We start from the raw sequence: 23,107 nt of genomic DNA, 5'->3' as shown, positions 1-23,107 counted from the left end.
CGGCGCGCATGAAACAATCGCCACGCCTGAGCAACGAGCGCCGTCTGGGGCGACTGGTCAACATCGGCCTGCCCTATCTGTGGCTGGGGCTATTCTTCCTCTTGCCCTTCGTCATTGTGCTGCGCATCAGCCTGGCCGAGCCGCAGCTCGCCCAGCCGCCCTACACCGCGCTCTGGGAGTGGGTCGAACAGGGCGTGCTCCAGATCCGCCTCAACCTGGGCAACTTCCAGTTGATCGGGCAGGACGAGATGTATCTGGCGGCCCTGCTCAACTCGCTCTGGGTGGCTCTGATCGGCACGCTCGGCTGTCTGCTGCTCGGCTATCCGATGGCCTATGCCATCGCCACCGCGCCCGAGTCGCGGCGCATTCCGCTCCTGATGCTCATCATCCTGCCGTTCTGGACCTCGTTCCTGATCCGGGTCTATGCCTGGATCGGGCTGCTGAACGCCAATGGGCTGCTCAACAATTTTCTGCTCCAGCTCGGGGTCATCGACCAGCCGCTGAAGATCCTGCACACCCAGACGGCGGTCTATATCGGCGTGATCTATTCCTACCTGCCGTTCATGATCCTGCCGCTCTATGCCAACCTGACCCGGCTCGACCCGACCCTGCTGGAGGCGGCGGCGGATCTCGGCTGTCGGCCGTTTCGCGCCTTCACGCGCGTGACCCTGCCGCTGTCGATGCCGGGCATCGTCGCCGGCAGCATGCTGGTGTTCATTCCGGTGGTCGGCGAGTTCGTGATCCCGGATCTGCTCGGCAGTCCGGGAAGTCTGATGATCGGCAAGCTGATGTGGACCGAGTTCTTCGCCAACAAGGACTGGCCGCTGGCCTCGGCACTGGCGATCGTGCTGCTCGCGGTGCTGGTGGTGCCCTTCGTGCTCATGCAGCGGCTGCAACAGGATAACGAGGGCGGACGGACGTCAACTACCCCGCCCTGAAGGGCGGAGCTTGTGAAAGCAAGCTGGGTTGACCAGCCTCAGCCCGCCTGACCGGGACGGTCGAAAGGGGCTCCGTGTGCAACAGGTCGTCAAGACTCACCGGCGGATGCTTCCTCAGTCCGCCGCTCTGAAAGGCCCGGACCATGCTGACGAAAGGTAAAGCGTCGAAGGTTCGGGTCGCCGCCGTCAGGCGGGAGCCGGTGGCACACATTGGCGAGGGGAGCGTGTCGCGTCGTGAGACGCCGCACCGTCACCAGGCCCTTACGGGCAGAGCCTCACGGCCCGGCAGGTGGAAAGCCTGCACCTGTTTCCGGCGGCTGCACGGTCGTAGCCGCTCTCCCTCCCCGCCCTGAAGGACGGGGTTTCTCGCGGAGGAACTGATGAAACGACGCTCCTGGCCGCTCCTGAGCGTACTGGCCTTCGGCTATGCCTTCCTCTATGTGCCGATCCTGCTGCTGATCCTCTATTCGTTCAACGAATCGCGGCTGGTGACGGTCTGGTCGGGCTTTTCGCTCAAATGGTATGGAGAGCTACTGCACAACCGGCAGTTGCTGGATGCCGCCTGGCTGAGTGTGCGTATCGCGGCGCTCAATGCCACCATCGCCCTGGTACTGGGCACGCTCGCGGCCAATGCCCTGGTGCGTCACGGACGCTTTCGCGGCCGTACCGGGCTGGAACTGCTGCTGACCGCGCCGCTGGTGATGCCGGACGTCATCATCGGTCTGTCCATGCTGCTGCTGTTCGTCGCCTTGCAACAGACCATCGGCTGGCCGGACGGACGCGGCTTCAGCACCATCACCATCGCCCACATCACGTTCAGCATGGCCTATGTCGCCGTGGTGGTGCGCTCGCGTCTGGCGCGAATGGACAGCTCGCTGGAAGAGGCCGCGATGGATCTTGGCGCGCGTCCGCTGACGGTCTATCTGCGCATCACGCTGCCGCTGATCGCCCCGGCGCTGCTCTCCGGGTGGCTCCTGGCCTTCACGCTCTCGCTCGACGATCTGGTCATCGCCAGCTTCGTCTCCGGCCCCGGCTCGACCACGCTGCCGATGGTGATCTATTCGAGCGTGCGCATGGGTGTCTCGCCCCAGATCAACGCGCTCGCGACCCTGGTGGTCGCCGTGGTCGCGCTGGCGGTTGTCATCGCCGGCTTCTCGTTGCGGCGGCGCTGAGTCAGGCTCTGCGGTACGGGCGCCCGACTGCGATCCAAGCCGCATCCACCCCGAGCCGACCGGCGACACCACGCGCGACAGCTTGAGTATGCTAGGCTTCAAATTCATCGATCGAACATCCGAAGCCGGCATCCCGAAGGAGCACCTACGATGGATCTTCAGGTAGCTGAGAGGCCCACGCCATGTCGCCCATCATGTCCACGAACACCACCGCCACGGCAACCGCAGCCATCGAACAGGCGTTCCGGCGCTATCTCGACGTGTATTTCACGCAACGGGATCTATCCGGAACCCTGGCCCGGCTCAGCCCAACGATCACGGGGTTCGGAACCGGGCGCGACGAAACGGCCATGACCTTCGCCACGGTGTCACAGCTCTATCGGCGCGACATCGAACAGGCTCCGAATCCCACCACCTACCGCCTGCGGCGTCCACCGCACATTCAGGGCGTTTCCCCGGATCTTGGTCTGGTCAGCGCCGAACTCGATCTGCACACGACGGTGCTCGACCATGCCGTCAGTTTCCGGCATCTGCGCTTGAGCCTGGTCTTCGTCCAACGGGACAACGACTGGCTGATCGAGCACATGCACCTTTCACTGCCGACTCAGGCGCATGGCGAAGATGAGTCCTACCCGCTCAAGGAACTCGAAGCCCGTAATCAGGTGCTCGAACGCCTCGTCAACAAAAAGACCCAGGAGCTTCAGCAAGCCCTCACCGAGATCGCCCGCATCGCCACGACCGACACACTCACGGGCCTGTCCAATCGGCTCAAGATCGATGCGTATCTGGACACGGCTATCCAACGGGCTCAGGATGCGGCCTATCCGCTCTCACTGATTCTGCTGGATCTCGATCACTTCAAGCGCATCAACGACACCTACGGTCATCTCCAGGGCGATCGTGTGCTGGTCGAATTGTCCGGTCTCCTGTCGGCGACGATCCGCGCCACGGATCTGCTGGGCCGCTGGGGCGGCGAGGAGTTTCTCGTCATCTGCCCCGGTATGACACTGGAAGCGGCCGTCGAACGCGCCGAGCAGCTGCGTGCGGCGGTGCGTGCCCATGTCTTTCCAGGTCTGGAGCAGCCGCAGACGGCCAGCCTGGGGGTGGCGAGCTATCGTGTGGGTGAGTCGCGCGAAGAACTGATCACGCGGGTCGATGCCGCCTTGTATCGCGCGAAACTCGACGGGCGCGACCGTGTCGTCCAGGCGCTTTAGAGTACGCCGCTGCCGGGTGCGGCGCGAGTGCATCCGGGAAGGGGTGCGCTTCACACTGCCGACCTGCCCCAATGCCTTGGCCTGGACACTGACCGCTCAGGAAGACGCGGCCCCGGCGGGAACGGGTGTCCTGATCCACGCCACCATCAACCGTACCGAGCATGATCCCGACTTCATCGAATCCATCGAGGCCTTCGTCGAAGACTGGCGGGCGGGATTGGCGCATCCGGTGATCGGTTGAGGCGCCGATGGAGCTACACGCCGCCGAAGTCCTAGCTCAGCGCGAACTGTGTCGCTTTCCCCAGCTCGCCGACTGGTCATTCGGCTGGAACCGTCGCCGCCGGGCGCATGGGTTGTGCCGTTACGATCGACGCCGGATCGAGCTCTCGGCGCTGCTGACCGCGCGTGAGCCGGATCCGGCGCTCATTCTCAACACCATTCGCCATGAGATCGCCCATGCGCTCGCCGGTCCCCGTGCCGGGCATGGTCCGCGCTGGCGAGCCTGGGCCGAGCGGGTCGGCTGCACGCACATCGCCGGCTCGCGCGCGGCCTCACCCGAGACCGAACCCCTGTCGGCGCGCTATGTGCTGGTGGCCCTCGTCGATGGCCGGGAGCAGGTGATCCGGCACTATCACCGCCGCCCGGCGCGCGCCTTTCTCGACTCGCTGCCGCAGCGCCATCTGCGCGGACGGCCCGAGACACGCGGGACGTTGCGCCTGGAGCGGGTGAAGACCGGCTGATTGCGATACCCGCCCCATTCTCACACTCAACTCAGGAGTCCCTTATGAGAATCCTCCACACCATGTTGCGCACCGGCAACTTACAGCGTTCCATCGACTTCTACACCCAGGTGCTCGGGATGCGCCTGCTACGCCGGAAGGACTACCCGGACGGTGAGTTCACGCTCGCCTTTCTCGGCTATGGCGAGGAGTCCGAGCAGAGCGTCATCGAGCTGACCTACAACTGGGGCGTGGAGCATTACGAGCGCGGCACGGCCTATGGCCACATCGCCATCGAGGTCGAGGACGTCTACGCCGCCGTGGAACGCATCAAGACTCAGGGCGGCAAGATCCTGCGCGAAGCCGGCCCCATGAACGCGGGAACGACGATCATCGCCTTCGTCGAGGATCCCGACGGCTACCCGATCGAACTCATCGGTGCCGGACAGGTGGCGGGCGAGGGATAGCGGGGGAGTGCCGAGCGATGACCACGTCCACCGATCCCTATGACCTGAACCGCTTCATTGAGGCCCAGCGCGACATCTATGCCCAGGCGCTGGCTGAACTGCGCGCCGGCCGCAAACGCTCGCACTGGATGTGGTTCGTCTTCCCGCAGATCGCCGGACTCGGATCGAGCGCGCCGGCGTGCCGCTATGCCCTACGCGACCTGGACGAGGCGCGGGCCTATCTGGACCATCCGCTCCTTGGGGTACGGTTGCGTGAGTGTGCCGAAGTGCTGTTGGCGATCAAGGGGCGATCGGCACGGGAGATTCTGGGATCGCCGGACGACCTGAAACTGGGCTCCAGTGCCACGCTCTTTGCCCAGATCTCACCACCGGGGTCGGTGTTCCATCAGCTGCTGGAGCGGTATTGTGGAGGGCGGCCTGATCGGCTGACGCTGGAATGCCTTTCGGCTGAATCCGGTCATGATAAGCGATGACTGGGGCGCCTATCCGGTCCGGCTGATCGCCGAGCGGGCGCGGGCGCTTCAGTGGCTGGATCAAGGCCCCTGAGTCACCCCAGGCAACTGGCCGATCAATGTCGACCGCACCAAGGTGAACGAGGTCGCGGAGCGACTCGCCGACACGCCTGAGATATCGGCGGTCTTTTCGGTCAGTGGCAATGATGATGTGGTGGCTGTAGCGTGCGTCGCCTGTTGCGCCACACCAAAGCCAGAGGCGGTACGGGCGGGTGGTTGTCCTCGTCGCACGAGAGCGCGGCGATGAATGGAACCTTGTTCGGTGAGCCGCGCCCGCGCTTGCCCCCGTGGTGCTCGCCGCCCCAGTAGGCATCGTCGACCTCGATGACGCCGCTGAGCGGTGTTTGATCGTCGCGCTCTTTCATGACCTGCAACAGTTTCCGGCAAACTCAAGCCTTTCTGAAACTGAATTGTGTTCTGAGGCATCTGTGGTCTCCGGTGGGTGGCATCTACTTGGAGTGTAGGCCGGAAGAGACGACTCGGCTGAGATTCGTAACTAATCAGGAAAGAGAATACACGAGCATTGCAGATCACCAAGATGGCATCACCGGTCAACCGCTCATAAAAACCATAATGATTGCTCATGAACGAGCAATTTTAAAAGAAACTGCCGGAACCCCCGCCGAACGTCTACGCCGGATCGTGTCGGGACTGGCTGATGAGCGAGGAAGGCTACGGGCGCAGCGGGGTGAACCCGATGCTGTTGCAGGACTGAGATCCACCAAGGAGCGTCATGCAGATCGTCACCACCCATATCAATTCGGACTTCGATGCCCTGGCCTCCATGGTGGCGGCCTCCTTCCTCTATCCGGGCGTGACGCGGATGGTGCCGAGTCAGGTCCGGCCGGCGGTGCGCGAGTTCCTGACCGTGCACTGGGATCTGCTCCAGCTCAAGCCGCGCCGCGCCATCGATCCGGCGGCCGTCGAGCGGCTGATCGTCACCGACACCGGCAGTTGGGAGCGCCTCGACGATCTGCGTATGCTCGCCGAGCGGACGGACCTGGAGACCATCGTCTGGGATCATCACATGGCCCCCGGTTCGATCCGGGCCGGCGAGCTGCATCGCGAGGAGGTCGGCGCGACCGTCACCCTAATCCGCGCCTGTTCGACGTCGGCGCCCTGGTGCGTCAGCTCGGCGACGGCGGGCATCCGGGCGCCGGCTCGGCGGTGCTCAAGGCCCCGGCCGAGGAGGCGCGCGCTCGGGTACGCCGGCTCATCGCCCAGGCCGAACCTGAGAGCGAGCGGGTGATCGACCTGATGTCGCCGGTGCGACTGGCGCTCGCGCCCCAGGACAGTCTGCGCGTGGCGGCCGGGCGTCTGCGCGACAGCCATCGCTCGGTCCTGCTGGTGCTCGACGCCCAGGGCGGCGTGCTCGGGGCGCTCGGCGAGGAGCAGTTGGCCAAGGTCAGGGACGACGCCGGCTGGGAGCATCCGGTCAGCGCACTGATGCGACGCGATCTGGAGGTGGTCACGCCGGAGCGCACCACGCGCGAGGCGCTGCGACTCATGACCCGCGCCGATGTCGGCGTCCTGCCGGTGATTGAAGATGGGCGTGTCGTCGGCGAGATCACGCGCGCGGCCATCATGCTGAGTCTCTATGATCTTTGAACCGATTGGATTTATCCGCTCGCCCTACACGGACAAGTTCGGCATCCCGCGTCAACCCGGACTGGTGACGGCCGCCGAGGCGCGGCTGGAACTCCGGCCCGAGTTCGCGCGCGAGGAGGCCTTCAAGGCACTCGACGGCTTCTCGCACGTCTGGATCCTGTTCGTCTTCCATCAGGATTGTCTGGAGGCCGGTTGGAATCCGACGGTTCGGCCACCACGACTCGGTGGGCGCGAATCGGTCGGGGTCTTCGCCAGCCGCGCCCCCTATCGGCCCAACCCGATCGGACTCTCCGCCGTCGAGCATCTGGGGCTGATCCGGGACGAGCGAGGACTGGCACTACGCCTGCGCGGCGTCGACATGCTCGACGGCACGCCCGTGCTCGACATCAAGCCCTATGTGCCCTATGCCGACGCGATCCCCGAGGCGCGCGGCGGATTCGCCGTCGCGCCGCCGCCGGACCCGCGCGAGGTGCGCTTCAGCCCGGCGGCCGACGCCGACCTGGAACGCTTCAACCCCGACGGCGCCCGCGCCCTGCGCACGCTCGTCACCCAGGTTCTGGAACAAGACCCGCGCCCCGGCTACATGGACCGCTATCCGGAACGACGCGAATTCGGTCTGCGACTCATGGAGTTCGACATCCGCTGGCGCCTGGAGGCCGGTCACATCGAGGTGATCGGGATTCGCCCCGCGCCTTGAAGCCCATACGCCGAGCGAAACCGTCTGGCGTATCCGGCGCGACCATGCGACCATTCCAACGACCGGTCTGGGTTATATTAAGAAGACACTTCGACGCACTCCGTAAAACCATGGGCACACACAACCACTCACTACTCATCGTTGACGACAGCCGGATGTCACGCATGATGCTGAACCGCCTGATCGCGGATCTGCGTCCCGACTGGCGCATCACCGAGGCGGCGAGCGGAGCCGAAGCCCTGGAGATGATCGAGCGCGATCCGCCGACCCTGGTCAGCCTGGACGTCAACATGCCCGGCATGAGCGGACTGGAGACGGCCGGGCGCATCCGGCTCCACAGCCCCGACATCCGGGTCGTCATCTGCACCGCGAACATCCAGGACTATGTGCGTCAGGCCACCGAGAAGGCCGGCGTGCACTTCGTCTCCAAGCCGATCACGCCCGAGTCCGTGGCGCGCATGGTGGCCTTCTTCGAGGAATGAATCGGTGTCCGAACTCAGCGAGCTCCATCGCGACGCACTCGGTGAACTCTTCAACCTCGGGGTTGGGCGCGCGGCACACAGCCTCAGTCAGATGGTGCGCGACGAGATCGAGCTGTCGGCGCCCTTCGTCGATCTGATCCAGGCCCATGAAGTGACCGCGACCCTGATCGGCTCGGAGTTCAAGGAGCTGAGCATGGTGACGATCGACTTCGAGGGTCCGTTCGTCTCCAAGGCCATCCTGCTGTTCCCCGAACGCAATGCACTCGCCATCCTCAGCAACATGCTCGATCCCGAACTGACGCCGGAGGAGCTCTCCGAGTTCGAGCAGGAGGCGATGTGCGAGATCGGCAACGTCATCCTCAACGCCTGCATGAGCGCGCTCGCCGATGAGTTCGGCATCGAGCTGCACGGCGGTCTGCCCGAGCATTATTTCAGCGACACCGACTCGCTGCCGATCTTCGCCGAGGGTGACGCCGACCGACTGGTCCTCCTGCTCCAAATCCGGCTCACCATGCGCCGGCAATTGATTCAGGGACATCTGGTCTTTCTGCTGGGCGTCGGCTCGCTGCTGGATCTGCGCGACTGTCTCGATGCCTATCTCGATCGGATCGGGATGCGCTGATGGACATCGAACTCGGCACGCAGCTGATCGACAGTCTGCGGATCGGCCTGATCCTGCTCGATCACAAGGGGCGGGTGGTGTCCTGGAACGGCTGGATGAAGCGCCACAGCGGTCTGACGCTCGCCGATGTCGCCGGACGGCGGCTCGAAGAGCTCTTCCCCGAGGTGAGCGGCAGCCGTCTCGAATCCAGCATCTCGGATACGCTGCGCTTCAAGCTCTCGGCCATGCTCGCGCCGAGCCTCAATCCAAGCCTGCTGCCGCTCTATCATCGCCCGGGAGATCGCCAGCGCGACCAGCGTATGCAGCAGCTCATCTATGTCAGCCCACTGCGTCACGAGCACTGCGCCTGTCTGATCCAGATCCATGACATGACGGCCGCCCTGCGCCGCGAGCGGCGTCTGCGCGCCCAGTCGACCCAGTTGATCGAAACCAGCTACCAGGATCCGCTCACGGGCGTCGGCAACCGGCGCCGCTTCGATCAGGATCTGGCGCAGCGTTTCAGACAGGCCAAGGACAAAAAGCGTCCGATCGCCATGCTCATGATCGACGTCGACAGCTTCAAGGCCTACAACGACCACTTCGGCCATCAGGGCGGCGACGCCTGTCTGATCCGGGTGGCTCAAACACTGCGGGATGTCTTGAGACGCGATGGCGACCGGGTCTCGCGCTATGGCGGCGAGGAGTTCGCGCTCTTGCTGGCCGACACCGATGGCCCGGCGGCCTGCGCGGTCGCCGAACGGCTGCGTCTGGCCGTCGAAAAGCTCGACCTCCCCCACCCCGCCGCAGGCATCGGCCGAGTCAGCGTCAGCATCGGCATCGCCGCCATGATTCCGACCGATGAGCAGCTCTGCTACATCCTGGTCGCTCAGGCGGATCTGGCGCTCTACACGGCCAAGGATGCCGGGCGCAACCGCTGCATGTGGTACGACGCCGAGAGCGGCATCGCCCGTCCGCTGCCGGACTCTGCCTTGGCAGGCTTGCACTCAAAATAATTGGCTTGTCAGGCAAAAAACTCATGCACACTTGACCCGCATCAGTCCGCCTGTCGCTGCACGGGTTGGATGAGAAAAGCGCCTGAATTGCGGCGGATCAGGGAGTTGTGCGTTAGCCTTCGTTCCGCGATTTGCCCTACTCCAAAGCCCGTTCGCCGAGATCTCCATGGATGGATTGGGGAGGGGACTCAGGCCGCGCGCCGCTTGCGCGCCGTCTTGGGATCGGCGATCAGGGGGCGATAGATCTCGATCCGATCGCCCTCCTCGACCGCCTGATCCAGCTTGGCCAGCTTGCCGAAGATGCCGACCTTGTTGGTGTCGAGATCGATCTCGGCGAACTGATCCAGCAGGCCGCATTGCTCGATGGCCTCGCGGACACTGGTGCCGGTTCGCACTTCCAGCGTCCGCAGCGCCTGTCCGTCCGTGCCGACATAGGCGACCGAGATCTGGAGATACTCAGTCACGGCTGTAGACCTCCTCGGCACGCTTGCAGAAGGCATCGACCAGGGTATTGGCGATCTGGTGGAAAACGCCGCCGAACGCCTTGTCGATCAGCCGTCCCGAGAACTCGAACTCCAGTTCCAGTTCGACCTTGGAGGCATCCTCGCGCAGCGGCGTGAAGCGCCAGGCGCCGACCAGCTTGCGGAACGGCCCGTCGAGCAGATCGATGTGCATCAGCCGATCGCGTTCGAAACGGTTGCAGGTACTGAAGGTCTGTCGAATCCCCATCCGATGCACCCCGATCTGACCGCAGATCCTGTCCTCGGTCTCGGAGATCACGCTGGCGCTGTCGCACCAGGGCAGGAATTGCGGATAGGAAGTGACGTCATAGACGAGATCGAACATGCGGGATGCCGAATAGGGCACCAGAGCGCTTTTTCTAACGATGGCCACGATGGTTCCGAAACACTATCAAGCGGTGAGTTGAGCACGCACGACCCCGGCGAGCCGTTCGGCGAGCCGTTCGACCTGCGGACGGTCGCTGCCCTCGACCATGACGCGCACTAGGGGTTCGGTGCCCGAGGGACGCAACAGCACCCGTCCGCGCCCGGCCAGTTCGCTCTCGGCCGTGGCGACGGCGTCCCGGACCTCGGGCAGACTCAGCACATCACGCGGCTGGTCGAGACGCACGTTGATGAGCACCTGCGGATAGAGTTCGACCTCGCTGCCGAGATCGTCGAGCCGGGTGCCGAGCCGGTCGAGCGCCGCCAGAACCTGGAGCGCCGAGACGATGCCGTCGCCGGTGGTGGTGCGGTCGCGGCAGATGATGTGTCCCGAGGGCTCGCCGCCGAGGATCCCGTCGCCGGCCTTGAGCCGTTCCATGATGTAGCGGTCGCCGACCTTGGTACGCGCAAAGCCGATGCCGAGTCGCTTGAGCGCGTGCTCGAAGCCGAGATTGCTCATCAGGGTGCCGACCACCTCGCCGCGCATGGCGCCGGTGAGCAGGCGCGACTTGGCGATGACGTAGAGCAGCTGGTCGCCGTCGATCAGGTTACCGCGCGAGTCGACCATGAGCACCCGGTCGCCGTCGCCGTCGAAGGCGATGCCGAGATCCGCATCTTCGCGCACCACGGCCTCACGCAATGCTCCCGGTTGGGTCGAGCCGACGCCCTGGTTGATGTTGAAACCGTCGGGTTCGGTGCCGAGCCGGATGACATTGGCGCCGAGTTCCTCGAAGACGAAGGGCGCTGTGTTGTAGGTCGCGCCGTTGGCGCAGTCGACCACGAGCTTCAGACCCCGGAAGTTCATGCTGGCCGGGATGGTGCTCTTGCAGAACTCGATATAGCGCCCGTTGGCGTCGTCGATGCGCTTGACCTTGCCGAGCGCGCTCGATTCGACGGTGCGGATCGGCTGATCGAGTTCGGCCTCGATGGCCAGTTCCACCTCATCGGGCAGCTTGTCGCCGTCGGCGGAAAAGAACTTGATGCCGTTGTCGTCGAACGGATTGTGAGAGGCCGTGATGACGATGCCGGCGCTGGCTCGAAAGGTGCGCGTCAGATAGGCGACGCCCGGCGTGGTCATGGGGCCGAGTAACCGGATATCGACGCCGGCCGCGACCAAGCCGGCCTCCAGCGCCGATTCGAACATATAACCCGAGATGCGCGTGTCCTTGCCGATCAGGATCTTGCCGCGGCCATTGCCGAGCACACGCCCGGCCGCCCAGCCGAGCTTGAGCACGAAGTCGGGGGTGATGTGGCCCGTACCGACCCGTCCGCGGATGCCGTCGGTGCCGAAATACTGACGCATGGCTCAGTGTTCTCCCGCCGGACGACCGACCTGGCCGGTCTCGAAGCCGTCGTCGGTGTCGTCCTTGCGCCGACCCGGTGAGGCGGCCGGACGTGGCGGCTCGTCGTCCTCCCAGTCGCGCGGCGGACGCGGCTCGCGTCCTTCCATGATGTCGTCGATCTGGGCCGCGTCGATGGTCTCGTACTTCATCAGCGCGGCGGCCATGGCGTGCAGCTTGTCGAGATGCTCCTGGAGCAGATCACGCGCGCGCTCGTAGTTGCGATCGATGATGCGCCGGATCTCCTCGTCGATCAGGTGCGAAGTCTCGTCCGAGACGCTCTTGTGCTGCGTGACCGAGTGGCCGAGGAAGACTTCCTGCTCTTCTTCGCTGTAGGTCAGCGGTCCCAGACGATCGGACAGGCCCCACTTGGTGACCATGTTGCGTGCGATCTCGGTGGCGCGGTGGATGTCGTTCTGGGCGCCCGTGGTCACGCTGTCGGCGCCGAAGATGATCTCCTCGGCACAACGCCCGCCGAACAGACTGGAGATGTTGCTCTCCAGACGCTGCTTGCTGTAGCTGAAGCGGTCGTCCTCGGGCAGGAAGAGCGTCACGCCGAGCGCGCGACCGCGCGGGATGATGCTGACCTTGTGCACCGGATCGTGATCGGGCACCAGACGCCCGACGATGGCGTGCCCCGACTCGTGATAGGCGGTCAGGCGCTTCTCGTCCTCGGTCATGACCATGGAGCGGCGCTCGGCACCCATCAGGATCTTGTCCTTGGCCTTCTCCATGTCGCTCATCTCGACCAGCTTCTTGTTGGCGCGCGCGGCGAACAGCGCCGCCTCGTTGACCAGATTGGCCAGATCCGCGCCCGAGAAACCGGGCGTGCCGCGTGCCAGGATCGACGCCTTGACGTCCTCGGCCGCCGGGATCTTGCGCATGTGGACCTTGAGGATCTGCTCGCGCCCGCGCACGTCCGGCAGCGGCACCACGACCTGACGGTCGAAGCGGCCCGGACGCAGCAGTGCCGGGTCGAGCACGTCAGGTCGATTGGTGGCGGCGATGACGATGACGCCCTCGTTGCCCTCGAAGCCGTCCATCTCGACCAGGAGCTGATTGAGCGTCTGCTCACGCTCGTCGTGCCCGCCGCCGAGACCGGCGCCGCGATGCCGGCCCACGGCGTCGATCTCGTCGATGAAGATGATGCAGGGCGCATGTTTCTTGGCCTGCTCGAACATGTCGCGCACGCGCGAGGCGCCGACGCCGACGAACATCTCGACGAAGTCGGAACCGGAGATGGTGAAGAAGGGCACCTTGGCTTCACCTGCGATGGCGCGCGCCAAGAGCGTCTTACCCGTACCGGGCGGGCCGACCATGAGCACACCCTTGGGGATCTTGCCGCCGAGCTTCTGGAACTTGGCCGGATCCTTGAGGAAGTCGACCATCTCGACGACCTCTTCCTTGGCTTCCTCGGCCCCGGCGACGTCCTGGAAGGTGACCTTGACCTGATCCTCCGAGAGCATGCGCGCGCGGCTCTTGCCGAACGACATGGCGCCGCGTCCGCCGACGCCGCCCTGCATCTGGCGCATGAAGAAGATCCAGAGCGCGATCAGGATCAGCAGCGGGAACCAGTTGATGAGGATCTGCATCAGGATCGACTGCTTCTCGGGCGGCACGGCCTTGATGATGACATCGTTGTTGAGCAGATCGCCGACCAGCCCGTCGTCACCCGGACTGTAGGTGCTGAAGCGCTGACCGGTCTCGGTCACGCCTTCGATCAGGCGACCCTGGATGGTGACTTCCTTGACCCCGCCCTGCTTGACCTGCTCGATGAAATCCGAGTAATCCAGATTTCGGGGCGTCGATTGGGTCGCGGTGAAATTGTTGAACACGGACATCAGCACGATGGCGATGACCACCCAGAGCAGTAAATTTTTCGCCATGTCACTCACGACTCACGACCCCTGAAGATAAAACGCTGTAAAAACGACTCGATCCCCGGATTCTAGGGCCGAAAGCCCCGAGCGACCAGAAACACCTCGCGACTCTCCGAGCGCGAGGACTTGGGCTTGCGCGTGGCCACCTGTTTGAAACTCGCGCGCAGCTCGCGCATGTAGTCGTCGAAACCCGTGCCCTGGAAGACCTTGGTGACGAGGGTGCCGCCCGGCTTCAGATGCGTGCGCGCCAACTCCAGCGCCAGTTCGACCAGATACATGGCGCGCGTCTGATCCACGACCGACGTCCCGGTGATGTTGGGCGCCATGTCCGAGAGCACCACGTCGAGCGGCACCTCGCCGATGGTCTCGCGCAAGCGCGTCAGCACCTCGTCCTCGCGAAAATCACCCTGGAGCACGACGACGCCCGGCAGGGGCTCCATCGGCAGGATGTCCAGGGCCACCACCCAGCCCTCGGGGCCGACGAGGTCGCGCGCGATCTGCGACCAGCTACCGGGCGCCGCGCCCAGGTCGACCACCCGCATCCCAGGCTTGAGAATGGGGTCTTTCTCCTGGATCTCCAGCAGTTTATAGGCTGCGCGCGAGCGATAGCCGTCGACCTGGACGCGCTTGACGTAGGGATCGTTGAAGTGCCGGTCGAGCCAGCGGCGGCTGGATTTGCTGCGTGACATGCGGTTGACGAGGGTGACAAAAAAGAATCTGTGGTCGCCAAAGCAGGCGGCCAGGGTTGGAGATTACCACAAGCCCTCTCCATGGCCCATGCCAAGACTCGGAGACTCGCGGATCAGAGGTCGTGGACCCAGGGGAAGCGGAAGAGTTCGAGCAGCAGCCCCGCCATGGCGCCGCCGAACAGCCCGCCCAGGAAGGCCGGCGCGATGTCTTGGTGCATCGAGAAGCTGGCCAACTGCCAGAGTCCCGGATCGAATCCCATGAGCGGCCCGGCCACCATCCAGAGACTGCCGGCGGCGATGGCCGCCAGGATCGCCATGGTCGTGGCCTCGATCAGGTCGCAGGGGCGCGATTCCAGTCCCACGCGACGCGACAGGGCGATCCAGGCGCGCACGCTCCCCACATAGAGGACGCCATGCACACTGGCCAGGAAAAGCAGGGTGGAAAAGGTCGAGAAGGGCTTGGAATGGAAAGGTTCGGCGATGGCGAGTACGGCGCCGCCAAGCGCCCCCATCACGAGTCCGGCCAGGAGCTTGCCCGGAACGTGCCGCGTGCAGCGGCGCGGAAAGGAGAAGGTCAGGCCCACCGTGGCCGCCAGGATCGAGGCGACCACGACCGCATTGGTCAGGGTCGCCTGGCCGGGCATCAGGATGAGTAGCGCCACGCCGACCGCCGCACCGATGCCGGTACCGATCAGCGCTATCTCGCGCGCACCATAGAGCACGGCGCCCGCCCCACCCGCCAGCCCGGCGGCCGGGACATAGGAGAAGCCGCCCATGTCGGCCCCGCGCGCGATCGAAAGCAGGCCGATGAACAGGGGCGCATAGATCATCCCGATCAGACTCCAGATGATGGCCCGGAGAAAGGCCAGGCGCCAACGCACCGGCGCGGTCGTTTTGGTGTCGATCAATCGCTTGTAGGGGCGGGCATTGGCGAATTCGCTGGAACTTTCGGATGACATGGTGAACGACTCTGGATACGACTGTTCAATGAGTATGAACGAAAAACGGGGCCAGCGGCCCCGTTTCATTCAACCCGATCGAGCGACGGCGATCAGCCGGCCTTCAGGGTCCAGGAAGCGCACCAACCATTGACGTTGATCAGCTTGCCGGGGAAGAGCTGGCAGCCCTTCCACTCATCGGTCGCGCCGGCGGCGTCGGCCTGCATGAACTGGCAATTGGCGCAGTGCTGCTCTTCGGGGGGCAGACCGGGACGAGCGGCAGCGACACGCTCGGACTCGGCGGCATTTGCGTGGTACTTGAGGGCGATCGCGGTCGGATCGTCCGCGGCCACGGCGTTGGCGGGAGCGGCGCGGGCGGTGCCGAAACCGACCAGATTGATCATGGGGATGGCGGCGGCGGTGCCCAGCATCACTTTGACGGCGTCACGACGGCTCTTGCTGATTGGCTTATCGGACATGAATGTCACTCCTAACAGAATGGTGTGGTGATTCCGACACTCCCGGTCCATTACCGGAAGCCGTTCGGCATTTTCCTACAGGCCGCGCGAAAAGGCGAGCCTGTTTCAAGCCGTATCCACGACAGGGTCGTACAGGCTGTGGCGCGGTTCGGTGTCCTTGAGCGAGGCGATTGTCCGCGCCCGACACAGGATCCGCCCTGATGTTTATCAATGAGCGGGCGGTTCCTCGGCTTCGTGGACGCGCCATTCGACGCCGTCAACGCAGATAGGTTCCCGCGCCGATGTAGTGCCTGTTCCAGTACGGGGTATCGAGGTGGTCGATCCGCACCCGGCTGCGCGAGGCCGAGGCATGGACGAAGCGCTTGTCGTCGATCATCAGGCCGACATGATAGGCGTTGGGTCCGGTCTTGAAGAACACCATGTCGCCCGCCCGCAGTCGACTCCGGGCCACGGGCCGCGCGGCCCGGTACTGGGCGGCGGCGGTGCGCGGGATCGCGAGCCCGGCCTGATGATGCGTATAGTAGGTCAGGCCACTGCAATCGAAACCCTCGCTCGGCGTGGATCCGCCGTAGGTATAGGGCGTCCCGATCTGGGCCAGCCCCTTGCCGACCAGATCGGCGCGACGTCCGTCGTCGCGCCCACGGCTCGCGCAGCCTGCCAGCAGCGTCAAGACGAGCAGCGAGACGAGGACGAATGTCAGCCGGGAGACGTGCGCGCGGGTTGCTCGAATCTTCATGATTTACACTCGATTCAGTAACCAGATCACTGTAATCTCTGGGGATTCGATGTTTTTATACCGCGACTGCATCCGCTGTCAATCGACGCCGGCCGTGATCCCGGCGCCTGGGGCGGCGACCGGCGGCGCGATTCCGGCCAGGGTTCGCCTGTCCGCTGTGGGCTTTACGCTCAGTCGCTCAACCCTTAAATTGGCGCCATCCGAAACCACCCCTTCACCGTTTCGTCCTCCACGGACCTGGAATCCAGGCCGGAGCGCGATGAAAACCTGCCCCGATCCGATCGGGGGCCTGGAGTGCTATCCATATGAGCGAAACCAAACACTGCCGACTCCTGATCCTCGGTTCCGGACCGGCCGGCTACACGGCCGCCGTCTATGCCGCGCGCGCCAACCTCAAGCCGGTGCTGGTCACGGGCCTGGAACAGGGCGGTCAACTGATGACGACCACCGAGGTCGACAACTGGGCCGGCGATCCGGACGGCGTCCAGGGTCCGGAGCTGATGGAACGGATGCGCCGCCATGCCGAGCGCTTCGAGACCGAGATCGTCTTCGATCACATCCACACCACGGATCTGTCTTCGCGTCCCTTCCGGCTGATCGGCGACTCGGCGACCTATACCTGTGACGCGCTGATCATCGCCACCGGGGCGAGCGCCCAGTATCTGGGGCTGCCCTCGGAGCAGACCTTCCGCGGACGCGGCGTCTCGGCCTGTGCCACCTGCGACGGGTTCTTCTATCGCAATCGGAAGGTGGCCGTGATCGGCGGCGGCAACACGGCGGTCGAGGAGGCGCTCTATCTGTCCAACATCGCCTCCGAGGTGACGCTGGTCCACAGACGCGATGCACTGCGCGCCGAGAAGATCCTGCAACAGCAGTTGTTCGAGAAGGCCGAGAAGGGCAACGTCCGCCTCGCCTGGAACCATGTGCTCGACGAGATCCTGGGCGACGCCACAGGCGTGACCGGGATGCGCATCAAGCACGTCCAGACCGGCGAGACCCAGGACATCGACCTGCAAGGGGTCTTCATCGCCATCGGTCACACGCCCAACACCGCCATCTTCGCCGGCCAGCTCGACATGGAGAACGGCTATATCAAGGTCCGGAGCGGCACCCGAGGCAATGCGACCGCGACCTCGGTTCCCGGTGTCTTCGCGGCGGGCGACGTGATGGATCAGGTCTACCGTCAGGCCATCACCTCGGCGGGCAGCGGCTGTATGGCCGCACTCGATGCCGAAAAGTATCTCGACGCACTGGAGGCAAAATCCTGACGCACCGACATGATCGCCCTACTCGATCCGCGCGATCGCACGGCCTTTCCCGATCCGGGTCAGGCGCTGCGGGAGCCCAATGGACTGCTGGCGGTCGGCGGGGATCTGAGTCCCGAGCGGCTGATCCAGGCCTATCGGCGCGGCATCTTTCCCTGGTTCAGCGCGGGCGACCCCATCCTCTGGTGGTCGCCCGATCCGCGCGCCATCCTGATCCCGGAGCGGTTCCACGGCTCGCGCAGTCTGCGCAAGCGGTTGCGGCGCGGCGATCTCGTCACCACGCTGGATCGTGACTTCGCCGGGGTCATCCGGGGATGCTCCGAGCCGCGCGACGCCGAGGGCGGCACCTGGCTGGTTCCGGAGATGATCACGGCCTATCGGCGGCTCCATGAACTGGGCCTGGCCCATTCGGTCGAGGTCTGGCGCGCGGGCGAACTGGTCGGCGGACTCTATGGCGTGGCCATCGGGCGCGCCTTCTTCGGCGAGTCCATGTTCAGCCGGGTGAGTGATGCCTCCAAGGTGGCCCTGGCGCGTCTCTGCGAGCAGCTTCGGGACTGGGAGTTCGGGGTGATCGACTGCCAGATGACGACCGGACATCTGTTGAGCCTGGGGGCGTTCGAGGTGCCGCGCGCCGAGTTTCTGACGCTCCTGGACCGGCATGGCGCGCGTCCCGGATACGATCGGAGCTGGGACGACGGCACGGAGCGTCCGGCGTGCGCAATCCGGGTCGCGCCGGCCGGCGGGGACGGATCATGATGCACGGGCTGGGCATCGGACGCGGAGGCACGCTGCCGCTCTATCTGACCGGCGAGCATGACTGCTCCTATCTCGACGGCGTCCGGGCGCGGACGCTGTTCGTCGATCCGGGCGCACGCATCGATGGAGCGACCTATCAGATGCTCATCGATCAGGGCTTTCGGCGCAGCGGCGCTCATGTCTATCGTCCGGCCTGTCGCGGCTGTTCGGCCTGCGTCCCGGTGCGTCTGCCGGTCGATGCGTTCGCGCCGAATCGCTCGCAGCGGCGCAACTGGCGGCTCAATGCGCCGGACATCACCCTGAGCGACGGCCCGGCGGTGTTTCGCGAGGAACAGTTCGAGCTCTACCGGCGTTATCTGACCGCGCGTCACGCCGACGGCGCCATGGCTGACGACGCGACCGAGGACAGCTATCGGCGCTTTCTGGTCGAATCCTGGGGCGGGACGACGCGCTTCATCGAGTTCCGGCTCGACGGGCGGCTGGTCGGGGTGGCCGTCACCGACGTGCTGGAACAGGGGTTGTCGGCGGTCTATACCTTCTTCGATCCCGAGCTGGACGCGCGTGCGCTCGGCACCTTCGGCGTGCTGGTCCAGATCCGGACCGCCCGACGTCTCGGGAGACCCTATCTCTATCTCGGCTACTGGATCGGCGCCTCGCGCAAGATGGTCTACAAGGAGCGCTTCCGCCCGATCGAGGCCTGGGACGGCCGGCACTGGCGACGCTTCGAGCGCGGGCAGACTCTGGGATTCGATGAGCTCTGAAGATCCTTGGCGGTCGATTTGTTCCATGCGGAAAACCACCCCAGTTTGAGGTGCCGGCCATGTCTAAACACCCCCTGCCGCTTGGCATCCAAACCTTCCGCCAAATTCGCAACGGCGGTTATTGCTACGTCGACAAGACCGCCGAGGCGGAAGCCCTCGCGCAACAAGGCAAAGCCTTTTTCCTCTCGCGCCCCCGGCGCTTCGGCAAGAGTTTGTTCGTCGATACGCTCAAGGAACTGTTCGAGGGCAGCGAGGCGTTGTTTCGTGGTCTGCACATCCATGACCGCTGGGACTGGAGTCAGCGCCACCCGGTGATCCTGCTCGACTTTGCCGCCGGTGTGGTGCAAAGCCGCACCGAATTGGACCGGCGCATCCGCGATTTGCTCGACACCAATGGCGAGCGGCTCGGGATCGCCGGCGACGGGGCAGACAAGGACATCCCCGGTTGTTTCGGCGCGCTGATTCGCCAGGCCCGTGGTGGTTCTGATACTGGGGCGACATCGACACCCACGGCTTCGCCATCCTGGACCAACTGCGCGCCCACTTCGACCGGACGCGCTCCCTGCTCATGAATCGCACGACATTCGAGGCCCACCGCGTCCTCTGGGGCGTCGAGGACAAGCCCGCGCGCGCCGAGCTACAGCGGCTGACCGACGAGGAGCGCGCCCTCTATCAGGATCTGCAACAGAACCGTTTCGGCCCGAACCGGCGTCTGGAGCAGGAGCACGTCGGCTTTCACAGCCTGATCGCCCAACTCGATGCCCTGGGCGTGGAACGGCTCAGCCGAAACGGACCCCGGCTTCTCGATTGACCTGATCGCGTGGCAGGCCGCAATCGAACCGTCTTCGTTCTCGATACACAGGAGGTCATGTCGATGCCATCCCCAGCGCTCGCCTATCGTCCGACACTCTATGAACAGCTCGCCGACCTGCCCGAGGGACTGACCGGCGAGATCCTGGCCGGACAGATCCACACCATGCCGCGCCCCACGGGGCCGCATGGTCGAGCCGCCGTGCGACTCGATCGCACTATCGGTCGCGGCTACGATGACGGCGATGACGGTCCCGGCGGCTGGTGGATCCTGGTCGAACCCGAAGTCCATTTCATCCGCGATCAGGAGGTCGCGGTTCCCGATCTGGCCGGTTGGCGGCGTGAGCGTATGCCTCGAATCCCCGAGGGGCATCGTTTCGAGGTCGTGCCGGACTGGATCTGCGAGATCCTCTCGCCCGCCACGGCGAGCAAGGACCGCCAGATCAAGCTACCGATCTATGCGCAGTATGGCGTGGCCCATGTGTGGCTGGTCGATCCGGCCAAACGCACCCTAGAAGTCTATGCGTTACTGGATGGTGCCTGGCAGCTTCAGCTCCAGGCCGACGGTGAAGAAGCGGTCCAGGTTCCGCCTTTCGTCGAACTGACCCTGGAACTCGCCTCACTCTGGATCTAGCGCCCTGACTTCCGGGCGACGGCCTCAGCCGAAATGGATCTTCGCCTCCAGATTGGCCGCCGAGTCGGCATTCGCCAGGGCCTCTTCCATGGTGATGGTGCCGGCGTTGTAGAGCGCCAGCAGCGCGTCGTCGAAGGTGCACATGCCCCCGGCACTGCTTTCCTGCATCGCCTCGTTGATGGCGTCGACCCGTCCGTCGCGGATCAGGTCGGCGATGTGCGGCGTGTTGACGAGGATCTCGATCGCCGCACAGCGCGAGCCGTCCTTGGTACGCACCAGACGCTGCGACAGGATGGCGCGCATGTAGGCCGAGAGATCCATGAACAGCGTCTTGTGCATTTCCTGCGGAAACATGTTGATGATGCGTTCCATGGCTTGATAGGCATTGTTGGCATGCAGGGTCGAGATCGCCAGATGTCCGGTTCCGGCCAGCTCGATCGCCGCCTCCATGGTCTCGCGGGTACGAATCTCACCGATCAGCACCACGTCCGGCGCCTCGCGCAGCACGCTCTTGAGCGCGTTGGCATAGCTCTTGGTGTCGATGCCGATCTCACGCTGGCTGACGATGCACTGCTGGTGGGTGTGGGTGAACTCGATCGGATCCTCGATGGTGACGATGTGGCCGGTCGAATTGCGATTGCGATGATTGATCATGGCCGCGAGCGTGGTCGACTTGCCCGAGCCGGTGGCGCCGACCATGAGGATGATCCCGCGCTTGTGCATGATCAACTGCGAGAGGATCGGCGGGACGTTGAGTTCCTCGATCGTGGGCACATTGGCGCGGATGTAGCGCAACACCATCGCCGGCTGACCGCGCTGGAAATAGGCGTTGACGCGGAAGCGTGCCTTGCCTTCCAGGGCGATGGCGAAATCCAGCTCCCGCTCGCGTTCCAGTTCCTTGATCTGCTCGGGGGTCATGATGCCCTCGACCGCCGCCCGACAGGCCTCCGCCGTCAGCACCGTCTCGCCGACCGAGCGGATCACGCCCTCGATCTTGATCTTGACCTGGGTGCCGGCGGCGAAGAACAAGTCCGAAGCCTTGTGCTTGACCATGAGTTCGAGATAGGGCTTGATGTCCATGGTGGCTTACCGTCGCGGCTCGTTTTTCATCGATTCGGCGTGAAGCGTGTCGGCGGGTCTTCGATGGTCGAGACCGGCGAGGACTCGCCGAACAGACTCGAATCCTGGCCGCCCTCTTCGTCCTCGTCGCTCAGGATCGACAGGCCATCGGTGCTGCCGAAGTGATCCTTCTCGCGCGTCGCGCGTCCTTCCAGCTTGATCGCCAGACGCAGACCGTTCATGGAATCGGCGTTGCGCAGGGCATCCTCATAGCTGATCTTGCCGGCTTCGTAGAGATCGAACAGCGCCATGTCGAAGGTCTGCATCCCGAGTTCGCGCGACTTCTTCATGACTGCCTTGATGCCGCCGACATCGCCTTTGAAGATCAGATCCTGGATCAGCGGCGAGTTGAGCATGATCTCGACGGCGGCGACACGGCCGCCGTCGGTGCAGGGCAGCAGACGCTGCGAGATGATGGCGTTGAGATTGAGCGAGAGGTCCATCAGGAGCTGACCGCGGCGCTCCTCGGGGAAGAGGTTGATGATGCGGTCGAGCGCCTGGTTGGCACTGTTGGCGTGCAGGGTCGAGAGACAGAGGTGTCCGGTCTCGGCGAAGTTGATCGCATGCTCCATGGTCTCGCGGGTGCGGATCTCGCCGATCAGGATCACGTCCGGAGCCTGACGCAGGGTGTTGACGAGCGCGGCATCCCAGCTCTCGGTATCGACGCCGACCTCGCGCTGCGTGATCAGACAGTTGATGTGCGGGTGCACGTATTCGACCGGGTCTTCGATGGTGATGATGTGGCCGTAACTGTTGGCGTTGCGATGCCCGAGCATGGCCGCGAGCGAGGTCGACTTGCCCGAGCCGGTGCCGCCGACCACGAGCACCAGGCCGCGCTTGTTCATCACGATCTCTTTGAGCACCGGCGGCAGCTTCAGCTCGTCGATGGTCGGGATGCCGGAGTTGATGGTGCGCAGCACCGCGCCCGACAGCCCCTGCTGCACGAAGGCATTGACGCGAAAACGCCCGATGCCCTTGGGACTGATGGCGAAGTTGCACTCCTTGTGCGCGTCGAAGTCGCGCACCTGGCGATCGTTCATGATCGAGCGCACCAGAATATTGGTCTGCTCGCCGGACAGGGCCTGAGTGCTCATCGGCGTCATGCGCCCATGGATCTTGCAGGCGGGCGGGAATCCGGCCGAGATGAAGAGATCGGACCCGTTTTTCTGCGTCATCTTGCGCAGACAGTCGAGCATGAAATTCGCGGCTTGTTGACGATCCATGGCGCCCTCTGTTGGTACGTTACAACGATCGGCGATGACGGCGACGGTCGCGCACCCGGCGCCTCAGATGGGAGCCGGCGCGCGTTCACATGATAAGCCGTGCACGGCCT

The 23,107-nt window shown here is 64.6% G+C and carries 29 protein-coding genes and 2 pseudogenes; 20 read left to right on the top strand and 11 right to left on the bottom strand.

Annotated elements, in window-relative coordinates; translation table 11 throughout:
• Positions 1-8 precede the first annotated feature (8 nt).
• The 8 genes and pseudogenes from Atep_RS07085 to Atep_RS17005 all read left to right on the top strand — a co-directional run bounded on the left by Atep_RS07085 (position 9) and on the right by Atep_RS17005 (position 5,269).
• Positions 9-938, top strand: a complete 930-nt coding sequence (locus tag Atep_RS07085) for an ABC transporter permease subunit (protein WP_213381121.1) — start codon at positions 9-11, stop codon at positions 936-938.
• A 380-nt stretch (positions 939-1,318) separates the two neighbouring features.
• Positions 1,319-2,110 carry an ABC transporter permease subunit gene (locus Atep_RS07080; protein WP_213381120.1) on the top strand — a complete coding sequence of 264 codons (792 nt, stop codon included), beginning with the start codon at positions 1,319-1,321 and terminating at the stop codon, positions 2,108-2,110.
• Between the two features lie 194 nt (positions 2,111-2,304).
• The gene (locus tag Atep_RS07075) at positions 2,305-3,324 is read left to right on the top strand and encodes a diguanylate cyclase (RefSeq protein WP_213381118.1); all 1,020 of its coding nucleotides are present in this window, start codon (positions 2,305-2,307) and stop codon (positions 3,322-3,324) included.
• Positions 3,325-3,337: 13 nt separating this feature from the next.
• Positions 3,338-3,565: pseudogene (locus Atep_RS07070) on the top strand (hypothetical protein); the annotation flags it as partial.
• Positions 3,566-3,572: 7 nt separating this feature from the next.
• On the top strand, positions 3,573-4,064 hold the full coding sequence (locus tag Atep_RS07065; protein ID WP_213381116.1) for a SprT-like domain-containing protein: 492 nt from the start codon (positions 3,573-3,575) through the stop codon (positions 4,062-4,064).
• Positions 4,065-4,108: 44 nt separating this feature from the next.
• A complete protein-coding gene (gene gloA / locus Atep_RS07060; RefSeq protein WP_213381114.1) occupies positions 4,109-4,510 on the top strand; it encodes a lactoylglutathione lyase in 402 nt (133 codons plus the stop codon).
• Between the two features lie 17 nt (positions 4,511-4,527).
• The gene (locus tag Atep_RS07055) at positions 4,528-4,983 is read left to right on the top strand and encodes a DUF1810 domain-containing protein (RefSeq protein ID WP_213381113.1); all 456 of its coding nucleotides are present in this window, start codon (positions 4,528-4,530) and stop codon (positions 4,981-4,983) included.
• A gap of 115 nt (positions 4,984-5,098) precedes the next feature.
• A complete protein-coding gene (locus tag Atep_RS17005; protein ID WP_336511389.1) occupies positions 5,099-5,269 on the top strand; it encodes a hypothetical protein in 171 nt (56 codons plus the stop codon).
• Here Atep_RS17005 and Atep_RS07050 read toward each other — a convergent pair.
• A pseudogene (locus Atep_RS07050) lies at positions 5,232-5,405 on the bottom strand (transposase); the annotation flags it as partial. The gene Atep_RS17005 and the pseudogene Atep_RS07050 overlap by 38 nt on opposite strands.
• 350 nt (positions 5,406-5,755) lie before the next feature.
• Between Atep_RS07050 and Atep_RS07045 the strand changes: the two are divergent.
• The 6 genes from Atep_RS07045 (at position 5,756) to Atep_RS07020 (ending at position 9,423) form a co-directional block, all read left to right on the top strand.
• Positions 5,756-6,271, top strand: coding sequence for a DHH family phosphoesterase (locus Atep_RS07045; RefSeq protein ID WP_213381111.1), 516 nt, complete (start codon positions 5,756-5,758; stop codon positions 6,269-6,271).
• Complete coding sequence (locus tag Atep_RS07040; protein WP_213381109.1) at positions 6,268-6,630, top strand: CBS domain-containing protein; 363 nt, start codon at positions 6,268-6,270, stop codon at positions 6,628-6,630. The genes Atep_RS07045 and Atep_RS07040 overlap by 4 nt, the downstream gene beginning before the upstream one ends.
• Complete coding sequence (tsaA, locus tag Atep_RS07035; protein ID WP_213381107.1) at positions 6,620-7,327, top strand: tRNA (N6-threonylcarbamoyladenosine(37)-N6)-methyltransferase TrmO; 708 nt, start codon at positions 6,620-6,622, stop codon at positions 7,325-7,327. The genes Atep_RS07040 and tsaA overlap by 11 nt, the downstream gene beginning before the upstream one ends.
• 110 nt (positions 7,328-7,437) lie before the next feature.
• Positions 7,438-7,809: a response regulator transcription factor gene (locus Atep_RS07030; protein WP_213381105.1), complete on the top strand. Its 372-nt coding sequence runs from the start codon at positions 7,438-7,440 to the stop codon at positions 7,807-7,809.
• A gap of 4 nt (positions 7,810-7,813) precedes the next feature.
• Positions 7,814-8,431, top strand: coding sequence for a chemotaxis protein CheX (locus tag Atep_RS07025; protein WP_213381103.1), 618 nt, complete (start codon positions 7,814-7,816; stop codon positions 8,429-8,431).
• Positions 8,431-9,423 (top strand): sensor domain-containing diguanylate cyclase, encoded by a 993-nt coding sequence (locus tag Atep_RS07020; protein ID WP_213381101.1) that lies wholly within the window; start codon positions 8,431-8,433, stop codon positions 9,421-9,423. The genes Atep_RS07025 and Atep_RS07020 overlap by 1 nt, the downstream gene beginning before the upstream one ends.
• Positions 9,424-9,611: 188 nt before the next feature.
• Here the strand turns inward: Atep_RS07020 and Atep_RS07015 are convergent, their stop codons facing one another.
• From Atep_RS07015 to Atep_RS06980, 8 genes are all read right to left on the bottom strand, one after another.
• A complete protein-coding gene (locus Atep_RS07015) occupies positions 9,612-9,887 on the bottom strand; it encodes an RnfH family protein (protein ID WP_213381100.1) in 276 nt (91 codons plus the stop codon).
• A complete protein-coding gene (locus Atep_RS07010; RefSeq protein WP_213381099.1) occupies positions 9,880-10,317 on the bottom strand; it encodes a type II toxin-antitoxin system RatA family toxin in 438 nt (145 codons plus the stop codon). Before Atep_RS07010 ends, Atep_RS07015 begins: the two co-directional genes overlap by 8 nt.
• Before the next feature lie 18 nt (positions 10,318-10,335).
• Entirely contained in the window at positions 10,336-11,670 is a 1,335-nt protein-coding gene (glmM, locus tag Atep_RS07005) for a phosphoglucosamine mutase (RefSeq protein WP_213381098.1), read from the bottom strand.
• Positions 11,671-11,673: 3 nt separating this feature from the next.
• Complete coding sequence (ftsH, locus tag Atep_RS07000; RefSeq protein WP_213381097.1) at positions 11,674-13,593, bottom strand: ATP-dependent zinc metalloprotease FtsH; 1,920 nt, start codon at positions 13,591-13,593, stop codon at positions 11,674-11,676.
• 62 nt (positions 13,594-13,655) lie between these two features.
• Positions 13,656-14,276 (bottom strand): 23S rRNA (uridine(2552)-2'-O)-methyltransferase RlmE, encoded by a 621-nt coding sequence (rlmE, locus tag Atep_RS06995; RefSeq protein ID WP_213381095.1) that lies wholly within the window; start codon positions 14,274-14,276, stop codon positions 13,656-13,658.
• A gap of 113 nt (positions 14,277-14,389) precedes the next feature.
• A complete protein-coding gene (locus tag Atep_RS06990) occupies positions 14,390-15,235 on the bottom strand; it encodes a hypothetical protein (RefSeq protein WP_213381094.1) in 846 nt (281 codons plus the stop codon).
• Positions 15,236-15,327: 92 nt separating this feature from the next.
• Positions 15,328-15,693: a high-potential iron-sulfur protein gene (locus tag Atep_RS06985; RefSeq protein WP_213381093.1), complete on the bottom strand. Its 366-nt coding sequence runs from the start codon at positions 15,691-15,693 to the stop codon at positions 15,328-15,330.
• Positions 15,694-15,949: 256 nt separating this feature from the next.
• A complete protein-coding gene (locus tag Atep_RS06980; RefSeq protein ID WP_213381091.1) occupies positions 15,950-16,429 on the bottom strand; it encodes a C40 family peptidase in 480 nt (159 codons plus the stop codon).
• 305 nt (positions 16,430-16,734) lie between these two features.
• Here Atep_RS06980 and trxB point away from each other — a divergent pair, with 305 nt between their 5' ends.
• The 6 genes from trxB (at position 16,735) to Atep_RS06950 (ending at position 20,655) form a co-directional block, all read left to right on the top strand.
• Complete coding sequence (gene trxB / locus Atep_RS06975) at positions 16,735-17,697, top strand: thioredoxin-disulfide reductase (protein WP_213381090.1); 963 nt, start codon at positions 16,735-16,737, stop codon at positions 17,695-17,697.
• 9 nt (positions 17,698-17,706) lie between these two features.
• Positions 17,707-18,450, top strand: a complete 744-nt coding sequence (gene aat / locus Atep_RS06970; RefSeq protein WP_213381088.1) for a leucyl/phenylalanyl-tRNA--protein transferase — start codon at positions 17,707-17,709, stop codon at positions 18,448-18,450.
• On the top strand, positions 18,447-19,211 hold the full coding sequence (locus Atep_RS06965) for an arginyltransferase (protein ID WP_213381468.1): 765 nt from the start codon (positions 18,447-18,449) through the stop codon (positions 19,209-19,211). Before aat ends, Atep_RS06965 begins: the two co-directional genes overlap by 4 nt.
• Positions 19,212-19,270: 59 nt before the next feature.
• Entirely contained in the window at positions 19,271-19,783 is a 513-nt protein-coding gene (locus Atep_RS06960) for an AAA family ATPase (protein WP_213381466.1), read from the top strand.
• Positions 19,711-20,022 carry a Wadjet anti-phage system protein JetD domain-containing protein gene (locus Atep_RS06955; RefSeq protein WP_213381464.1) on the top strand — a complete coding sequence of 104 codons (312 nt, stop codon included), beginning with the start codon at positions 19,711-19,713 and terminating at the stop codon, positions 20,020-20,022. The genes Atep_RS06960 and Atep_RS06955 overlap by 73 nt, the downstream gene beginning before the upstream one ends.
• A 63-nt stretch (positions 20,023-20,085) precedes the next feature.
• Positions 20,086-20,655 carry a Uma2 family endonuclease gene (locus Atep_RS06950; RefSeq protein WP_213381084.1) on the top strand — a complete coding sequence of 190 codons (570 nt, stop codon included), beginning with the start codon at positions 20,086-20,088 and terminating at the stop codon, positions 20,653-20,655.
• A gap of 24 nt (positions 20,656-20,679) precedes the next feature.
• On the opposite strand, the gene Atep_RS06945 is transcribed toward Atep_RS06950, so the two are convergent.
• Complete coding sequence (locus Atep_RS06945; protein WP_213381083.1) at positions 20,680-21,735, bottom strand: PilT/PilU family type 4a pilus ATPase; 1,056 nt, start codon at positions 21,733-21,735, stop codon at positions 20,680-20,682.
• A 26-nt stretch (positions 21,736-21,761) separates the two neighbouring features.
• Positions 21,762-22,997, bottom strand: coding sequence for a PilT/PilU family type 4a pilus ATPase (locus Atep_RS06940; protein ID WP_213381082.1), 1,236 nt, complete (start codon positions 22,995-22,997; stop codon positions 21,762-21,764).
• Between the last annotated feature and the right edge of the window lie 110 nt (positions 22,998-23,107).

The sequence above is a fragment of the Allochromatium tepidum genome, from assembly GCF_018409545.1.
Lineage (GTDB): Bacteria > Pseudomonadota > Gammaproteobacteria > Chromatiales > Chromatiaceae > Thermochromatium > Thermochromatium tepidum_A.
Note: the sequence above shows the minus strand (reverse complement) of the source record. Positions and strands in the feature narration are given on the sequence as shown.

Excerpts from the sequence above, each read along its gene's own strand:
- ftsH (WP_213381097.1), bottom strand. The coding sequence starts at position 13,593 with ATGGCGAAAAATTTACTGCTCTGGGTGGTCATCGCCATCGTGCTGATG.
- Atep_RS06965 (WP_213381468.1), top strand. The coding sequence starts at position 18,447 with ATGATGCACGGGCTGGGCATCGGACGCGGAGGCACGCTGCCGCTCTAT.
- Atep_RS07080 (WP_213381120.1), top strand. The coding sequence starts at position 1,319 with ATGAAACGACGCTCCTGGCCGCTCCTGAGCGTACTGGCCTTCGGCTAT.
- tsaA (WP_213381107.1), top strand. The coding sequence starts at position 6,620 with ATGATCTTTGAACCGATTGGATTTATCCGCTCGCCCTACACGGACAAG.
- Atep_RS07075 (WP_213381118.1), top strand. The coding sequence starts at position 2,305 with ATGTCCACGAACACCACCGCCACGGCAACCGCAGCCATCGAACAGGCG.
- Atep_RS06980 (WP_213381091.1), bottom strand. The coding sequence starts at position 16,429 with ATGAAGATTCGAGCAACCCGCGCGCACGTCTCCCGGCTGACATTCGTC.
- Atep_RS06950 (WP_213381084.1), top strand. The coding sequence starts at position 20,086 with ATGCCATCCCCAGCGCTCGCCTATCGTCCGACACTCTATGAACAGCTC.
- Atep_RS07045 (WP_213381111.1), top strand. The coding sequence starts at position 5,756 with ATGCAGATCGTCACCACCCATATCAATTCGGACTTCGATGCCCTGGCC.
- glmM (WP_213381098.1), bottom strand. The coding sequence starts at position 11,670 with ATGCGTCAGTATTTCGGCACCGACGGCATCCGCGGACGGGTCGGTACG.
- aat (WP_213381088.1), top strand. The coding sequence starts at position 17,707 with ATGATCGCCCTACTCGATCCGCGCGATCGCACGGCCTTTCCCGATCCG.
- Atep_RS07085 (WP_213381121.1), top strand. The coding sequence starts at position 9 with ATGAAACAATCGCCACGCCTGAGCAACGAGCGCCGTCTGGGGCGACTG.
- Atep_RS06960 (WP_213381466.1), top strand. The coding sequence starts at position 19,271 with ATGTCTAAACACCCCCTGCCGCTTGGCATCCAAACCTTCCGCCAAATT.
- Atep_RS06945 (WP_213381083.1), bottom strand. The coding sequence starts at position 21,735 with ATGGACATCAAGCCCTATCTCGAACTCATGGTCAAGCACAAGGCTTCG.
- Atep_RS07055 (WP_213381113.1), top strand. The coding sequence starts at position 4,528 with ATGACCACGTCCACCGATCCCTATGACCTGAACCGCTTCATTGAGGCC.
- rlmE (WP_213381095.1), bottom strand. The coding sequence starts at position 14,276 with ATGTCACGCAGCAAATCCAGCCGCCGCTGGCTCGACCGGCACTTCAAC.
- Atep_RS07030 (WP_213381105.1), top strand. The coding sequence starts at position 7,438 with ATGGGCACACACAACCACTCACTACTCATCGTTGACGACAGCCGGATG.
- Atep_RS06940 (WP_213381082.1), bottom strand. The coding sequence starts at position 22,997 with ATGGATCGTCAACAAGCCGCGAATTTCATGCTCGACTGTCTGCGCAAG.
- Atep_RS06990 (WP_213381094.1), bottom strand. The coding sequence starts at position 15,235 with ATGTCATCCGAAAGTTCCAGCGAATTCGCCAATGCCCGCCCCTACAAG.
- Atep_RS07065 (WP_213381116.1), top strand. The coding sequence starts at position 3,573 with ATGGAGCTACACGCCGCCGAAGTCCTAGCTCAGCGCGAACTGTGTCGC.
- Atep_RS07020 (WP_213381101.1), top strand. The coding sequence starts at position 8,431 with ATGGACATCGAACTCGGCACGCAGCTGATCGACAGTCTGCGGATCGGC.
- trxB (WP_213381090.1), top strand. The coding sequence starts at position 16,735 with ATGAGCGAAACCAAACACTGCCGACTCCTGATCCTCGGTTCCGGACCG.
- Atep_RS06985 (WP_213381093.1), bottom strand. The coding sequence starts at position 15,693 with ATGTCCGATAAGCCAATCAGCAAGAGCCGTCGTGACGCCGTCAAAGTG.
- gloA (WP_213381114.1), top strand. The coding sequence starts at position 4,109 with ATGAGAATCCTCCACACCATGTTGCGCACCGGCAACTTACAGCGTTCC.